Genomic DNA, 6,571 nt, shown 5'->3' with positions numbered 1-6,571 from the left:
GCGGGAGCGGGGGTCGGCGGCAGGGGACGGCGTCCCCAGGCCGTGGAAGGTCTTCTCCCAGTAGGACGGATTGCGTAGCAACTGCCAGCAGCCCTTGGCCGCGGCGATGCTCATCATCAGCCAGTAGATCGGGACGGTGAGACACGCGAGCAGCAGGTGCGAGTTGCCGGTCTCCCGGCAACCGACGATGTTCATGTAGATCGCGGCCGCGTTGCCGAACACCAGCGAGACGAGCGCCCCGTAGTAGATGTACGGCGGGAAGACCTCGGCGACGATCAGCGGCTGTCCGAGCAGCCACGTGAACGTGATGAACCAGAACACCAGGTTGAGGCACGCAATGATCGGGGTGCCCGCGAGCAACAGTGTGAAGCGGATGAAGCTGACGGCACCCAGCGCCTTCCACGCCTCGACCGGCCGACGGGTGTGTACCAGCCACGACTGCAGATAGCCCTTGTACCAACGGGACCGCTGGCGGATCCAGTTGATCGGATCGCTGTTGGCCTCCTCGATGGTGGTCGAGTCCAGCACCGCGGTCGAATAGCCCGACGCCGCGATCCGCACACCCAGATCGGCGTCCTCGGTGACGTTGTGTGGATCCCATGCGCCGATCTCGTCGAGCACCCACCGGTGCAGGTGATTCGACGTGCCGCCCAACGGGATGGGTGACCGGGTCTTCATCAGGCCGGGGAGCAGGAAGTTGAACCACACCGCGTACTCGGCGGTGAACCATCCGGTGAGCAGGTTCTGGCGGCCGTTGTCGTACGCGAGCTTGGCCTGCACGCACGCGACGTCGTCGGGCTGGCGCGCGAACGCCGCCACGACCCGACGCAGCTGCAGCGGATCCGGTTTGTCCTCGGCGTCGTAGATCGTGACGATCTCGCCGGTCGCGAAGTGCAGTCCGTAGTTGCACGCCTTGGGTTTGGTGCGCGGCTGCGCGGCCGGCACCAGCACCACCGTCACGATCTCGCCGCCCGGCACCGAGATCGCGTCCTTCGCGGCCGCGACCGTCCCGTGGTCGTCTTCCTCGAGCAGCAGCAGCACCTGCAGCTTGTCGCGCGGATACTCGAGTGCCGTCATGCCCGCGACGAGGTCGTAGATGACCTCGGTCTCGTCGTAGGCGGGCACGAGGATCGTGTACGCGGGCAACTCGTCGTCCGGGATCGCCCGCGCGTCGGCGTCGGTGACGGTGACGATCGCGTCCCGATCGAGCCCGCGGGCGAAAATGGCCAGACGGTCGACCATCGTGGCGACGTAGGCGACGGTGCAGACCGCCATGAGCACCGTGAGCGTGGCGATCGGGAAGAACACCGCGCACAGCACGATCACCGCAGCCGAGGCGATCCCGAGATTGCGCTGCCACGGCACGAACGCGACGGCCGCCGACGCCAGCGGGTGCCGGCGACGCAGGCCGTCGACGGCGTCGTCGAGCGCCGCGGCCTTGAACGAATCGGTGGCGTCGGTGGTCATTCCGCACCCGCGTTCCACTGCGTGTCCACGAGTTGTGCCCCCAGGACTGTGAGCATGTCGCGGTCCTTGTACTGCGGGTTGTCGTCGACGGTCACCGAGTTGCCCCGCACGAGCACGTTGAGCGTGTTCGTGACGTCGGAGGCCATCGACGGCGTCGGCTGCGGGAACAGCGCGTCCGGTCGGTGGTCGTCGACGGTAATGAGATTGACGCGCTGACTCCACTCATCGCGGGTCCACGTGAAGGACAGCAGACTCCACGTCAGAAGTGCCTTCTCGTCGACGATCGTAGAGAGTTCGCCCTGCACACCGTGCCCGAGGTCGACGGGGACGACCGGGCTGCGGCGAGCAGCGGTAAGGCGGTACAGCGTGTCGGTGGGGTACACCGCGAGGGTGGCGGGCCGTCGGGTGTCGAGGGTGTCGATGACGACGCGCCGCGGCCGAGACTGCGCATCCCACTCGGGGTTGCCCTCGTCCGCGACGATCGTCTGCCGGGTCAGCGTCGCCCACCGTCCGAAGAACCGGTCCGCCCAGTCGAAGTCCTCGACCTTCTCCTGCGTCCACCCGGACGGAACGGTGAGCTGGGGGCCGTTCGCGGCAGGCCCCTGCGCGACCACGGTCGACGGCGGGTCGGGCAGGGGGAGGAACGAGAGCAGGACGGCGACGGCCACGACGACCAGACCGGAGCGGAGCAGGCCCGTACCGACCGCGGTCGGCTTCTGCGGCGCGACGGAGTAGGCGGCACGGCGGTCGGTGAACAGGTACCCGTACTGCAGGTACATGCCGATGCCGACGCCCACCGCGGCCACACCGGCCGGCACGAACTGCAGCACTGGCCGCGGCGCGTCGGGAAAGACGAACCAGATGAACGCGAGTCCCACGAGCCCCACGACGACGGTCGCGACGGCTCCGATCACGCCGCGGCGACGCGTCCGCCCGACCGCGATCGCGACCGCCGCGGCGGCGAGGAAGGTCAGCACGACACTCACGTGCTGTGACTGGCCGCCGAGCATCACGACGACCATCCGATAGGGGAGCGGCGCGATGACGACCAGCATCAGCCATACCGGCCAGAAGCGGCCGACGGGGCGCAGTCCGAACAGCAGGACTGCCGAGCTGACGACGAAGAGCAGCCAGGCCAACAGGTCGATCCGCAGGAGGCCGAACTGCTCCTCGTAGCGGGGGAGGAGCAACCACTGGACGGCGACCGAGACGACGAGTCCCATGCCGCCGACGATGCTGTCGATCTGGCGGTCGTGGATGGGGAGTTCGCCGCCGCGGCGGCGGGCGATGCCGATGGCGCCGACGGCCGCGAGGAAGGGCATCACGAAGATGTAGCCCAGCAGGTCACCGCCGCGGAGGTCGTCGACGGTGCGCACCACCGACGGCCAGAACGCGCCGAGCGAGCAGACCCCGATCAGCGCCCATCGGACGGTGATCGAGAAAGCCGTGGAGCGCGCGAACGAGGCTGGAGCCGAATCGCTCTCGGTCCCCGACGCGGCCTCGACGCCATTCGACGTTTCGGCCGATTCTGTCAATTCGTCCGCGAAGGGGGCTTCGACGTCCGGGGTGGCGCCCGACATTTCCGATCCCTCCCGGCTGCACTCGAACAGATGTGTGGTCGTTACGTTTTCGCGACACCCGCGCGATTTCGTCGGCTCCGACTTGTTTCCGTCACCATCTTGACTCATCGCACGTGAGTCCGTCGCGTTACCCGTTGTGACGGATGCCCCGAGGTGACCAACCTCTCCGAATCACATCGATGAAGTTTCAACTAATGAATGCCCGTTTGGTAAGTCGTCGTGATTGAATGACCGGCGAACGAAGATTGCCACCGATCGGACCGCAACGGACCACGTCGGCGCGCAAGGTGATTCACGGGACCGCACCCGACTCACCTCGTTCGGCCGACCCTCGTCGAGTTCGTGCGACGCCCGGGCGGCGACAGCAATCGGGGACCGACGACACGGGGAGACTTCATGGCGATCTTCAGCCGCGCACCGCGGCCACGGTCACTCGCAACGCTTGCGACGGGCATGCTGATCGCGATCGCATCGCTGGTTCCCGCTGCCGGCGCGGCCTCCGCGCAGGCTGCCGACGACACGACAGTTGTTACCGGACAGTCAGTTACGTTCCCCGAGCTGGGTCGCGCTCCCGACGTCAGCTTCACCTCGGATTCCGCCCCGGTCACCGTGACGCTCCCCGTACCGGACGGACTGAATGCGAGGCAGCTCACCGGAAGCCTCACCACCCCAATGGACTTCCGTGAGGGCTGGCTCGAGATCCGCTCCGACGGACGTACCGTGCAACGCCTCGAGATTCCCGCCGCGAACGAGTCCGGCATTCCGATCCGGGTGCCGCTCGACGGCCTCGACGTGGTCGATCGCACGGTGACACTGTCGATCGCGAGTCACTACATCCCGATCGACCAACGCTGCTACGACCGCAGCCGGTTCGCGCCGATGACCCTGCGTGACGCGGCCGTGGTCTACGACGGCGTCGAGAAGCAACCCTCGTCCCCGGCGGAGTTCCTGCCCCCGATCCTGCGCAAGCTCACCATCCACGTCGCCGACGACACCTCCCAGGCGCAGCAGAACGCCGCGCTCACACTGAGCACGGCGATCGTCAACCAGTACGGCTCGCAGCCCACCCTCGTCGAACTCGCCGCGATGCCGGCCGACGGCACACTGCCCGCCGTCGCCCCCGCGCTGTTCGAACGCAGCATCGTGGTCGGCGGGTCGTCCCAGGCCGGGATCGGCCTGCAGAACGCACCGTCGGGGGTGCCCCTGTTGCGCATCACCGGCGACGACGCCGCGCTGTCCTCCCAGGTGGACCTGTTCGTCGCGAACCTCGACGGCTACGCCGCCGCGAGCCGCGCGATCGCGACACCGGACAAGAAGGTGCCCGAGGTGGCGCAGGACGTCGTGACGCTCGGTCAACTGAACATCGGTGCGCTCACGGCGTCGGGGCTCAATCGCATCGAGGTTCCGATCGAGGTCAACCAGACGCAGCTGGGCCGCCCCGTCCGCGACCTGTCCGCGCACCTGTTCGGCACCTACGTTCCGCTGCCGGCCTCGCGTAGCGGCATCCTGACGGTGAGCCTCGGCGGCGTTCAGCTCGAGAGCGCCCCGCTCGATTCGTCCGGCCAGTTCGATGTCCGCGTGAACGTCCCGGACAATCTGCTCACGCGCTACATGACCCTCACCGTCGCGCTCGACATCACCGGCGACTTCCAGTGCGGCACCAGTGACGCGTCGTCGCTGACGGTCGACCCGCGCAGCACCGTGTCGTCGCAGCTTGCGGTGCCGCCGCTGCCCGGCGGGTTCGCGTCGCTCCCGCAGACCATGCTGCCGACGGTCGACGTCGGTCTCGGCGGCAACGATCTCGCCGATCTGGTCCGTGCCAACCGACTGCTGGTGCAGATGCAGCGCTCGAGTTACCTACCGCTGCAGCCGCGGGTGCGGCCGTTCACGGAGGCTGCGACGGGCACCCTGCCGGCGATCCTGATCGCCGCCGACGGCAATGTCCCGCAGTCGGTGGACCAGCCGCTGCGTTCCGCGGACCCGGCACTGCTGGCCCTGCAGGGCGTCACCGGCACCACGCCGTACGGCGCGATCCAGGTGCTCGAGCCGGGGAACCGCACGGTGGTGCTGGCGTCGTCGAACGGCGCCCCCGGCGACCTGGACGCGCTGCTCGGCTGGCTCGACGCCGACCCCGCGCGGGCCCCGAAGCTGACCGGTGACGTGCTGATCGGACCGCGTGACGCGGCACCCTTCGTGATCGGGGTGCGGGTCACCGACATCACGGCGCAGGCCGACGCCGACGGGGACTCGGGCATCGGCGCCGGTGCCGTCGCCGCGATCGCCGCGGGCACGGCGGTGCTGGCCGTGATCGTGGTCGGTGCGACGGTGTGGCTCCGCCGACGCCGGTCATGACCACCGCGACCCTCGATCGCCCGGCGGGGATTCCGCCCGCCGGGCCCGGGAACGCGTCGGAGGCGCGGGCGCCGCGCAAGCCGTGGGCACTGTTCACGGCGATCACGGCCGCCTACCTCGCGGTGGGCGTGTGGATGAACCTCGGGATCGGCTTCATCTTCACGGACTCGCTCTCCCGGGTCGCCGCGGTGTCCGGGGTGCTGCTCAGCCGTGACCCGCACCTGGCCGCGATCGGCTTCGTGTTCACCCCGCTGACCGCATTCGCGCAGCTGCCGTTCGCCGTGCTCGGCAACTGGTGGCCGGAACTGTTGCGCTGGAACCTGACCGCGGTGGCGATGTCGGCGCCGTTCATGGCCGGCGCGGTGATCCAGATCCGCGGCATCGCCCGCGACCGCGGCTGCGGGACGGTGCTGGTCGTGACCCTGACGGCGCTGTTCGCGCTGAACCCGATGATCGTGATGTACGCGGCCAACGGCATGAGCGAGGCACCGTTCCTGTTCTTCGCGTGCTGGGCGGTACGACGGCTGATCCGCTGGATCCGCAGCGACGGCGTGCACGACCTCATCACCGCGGGACTCGCGCTCGCGCTCGCCTACCTCACCCGGTACGACGCGATCGCCCCCATGGTCGTCGCCGGGGCGCTGGTCGGACTGATCAGCCTGCTGCGGTACCGGCCGACGCCGCAGTCGAACCGGGGTGACCGCTGGTGGGCGGCGGCCGTCGATGCCGCCCTCGTGCTGGGCCCGGGCTTGGCCGCCTTCGCCGCGTGGTCGCTCACCAGTTGGCTCATCACCGGCACTGCGTTCCAACAGTTCTCGTCGGTGTACGGCAACAGTGCGATCCTCGAACAGTCCGGCGGCGGCGGCACCACGGCGCTGGAGCGGGTGCTGTTCTCGCTGACCGAAATGGCCGTGCTGGCGCCGGCGCTGCCGCTGCTGCTGGTGGCCGCGGGTGTGCTCGCGGTCCGCCGGCGCGAAGCCGAGATCCTGGTACCGGTGGCGGTGTTCGGCGCCGTACTCGGCACGCAATCGCTTCTGTACCTGATGGATTCGACCTTCCCGTTCCTGCGGTTCTACATCACGATCATCCCGTTCGCGTTCGTACTCGTGGTGCTGCTCGCGCCGAGTCGCGCCGCCGTCGTCTCGTCCCGCCCCGGACCCCTCGCACCCGAC

Annotated in this window: 4 protein-coding genes; 2 read left to right on the top strand and 2 right to left on the bottom strand. The window is 68.9% G+C overall.

The annotated features are described in order from the left end of the window. The coding region (locus IJ15_RS0121590; RefSeq protein ID WP_031940420.1) for a glycosyltransferase at positions 1-1,467 on the bottom strand (1,467 nt) is incomplete at its 3' end. Next, positions 1,464-3,047, bottom strand: a complete 1,584-nt coding sequence (locus tag IJ15_RS0121585; RefSeq protein WP_031940419.1) for a hypothetical protein — start codon at positions 3,045-3,047, stop codon at positions 1,464-1,466. The genes IJ15_RS0121585 and IJ15_RS0121590, both read right to left, overlap by 4 nt. Before the next feature lie 396 nt (positions 3,048-3,443). Between IJ15_RS0121585 and IJ15_RS0121580 the strand changes: the two genes are divergently transcribed. Continuing rightward, entirely contained in the window at positions 3,444-5,399 is a 1,956-nt protein-coding gene (locus IJ15_RS0121580; RefSeq protein ID WP_031940418.1) for a hypothetical protein, read from the top strand. Beyond that, on the top strand, positions 5,396-6,571 hold a 1,176-nt coding region (locus IJ15_RS0121575; RefSeq protein WP_081880858.1), incomplete at its 3' end, for a glycosyltransferase family 39 protein. The genes IJ15_RS0121580 and IJ15_RS0121575, both read left to right, overlap by 4 nt.

The organism is Prescottella defluvii (assembly GCF_000738775.1).
In the GTDB taxonomy this organism is placed as follows: Bacteria; Actinomycetota; Actinomycetes; order Mycobacteriales; family Mycobacteriaceae; genus Prescottella; species Prescottella defluvii.
The sequence above is the reverse complement of the archived record's forward strand: the minus strand, read 5'-3'. Positions and strand labels throughout refer to the sequence as shown.